This window comes from Pseudomonas sp. AC463, from assembly GCF_979253585.1.
Genome location: NZ_CEEDDZ010000741.1, coordinates 1 through 262 on the forward strand (window position 1 = coordinate 1; position 262 = coordinate 262).

A 262-nucleotide genomic window follows, 5' to 3' on the forward strand; every position below is an offset into this window, starting at 1 on the left:
GTTGGGTATAGGCGTGCTCGGCACGGTTCTGCGCCAGCAGGCCGGTGTCGAGGGTTTCCACGATGCGCCCGTGCTGCATCACGGCAACCCGGTCACAGAGGTGGGCGACCACGCCCAGGTCGTGGGTCACCAGCAGGTAGGTCAGCCCCTCCTGCTCGCGCAGGTCGGAGAGCAGGTTGAGGATCTCCGCCTGCACCGACACGTCGAGGGCCGAGGTCGGTTCGTCGAGCAGCAGCACTCGCGGGTCGAGGATCAGCGCCCT

1 protein-coding gene is annotated in these 262 nt (G+C 67.9%); it reads right to left on the reverse strand.

Translation table 11 applies throughout. The features are described 5' to 3' along the window. Window positions 1–262: AAA family ATPase (locus tag AC0IYH_RS32180; RefSeq protein WP_471838374.1), on the reverse strand; the 262-nt coding region annotated here is incomplete at both ends.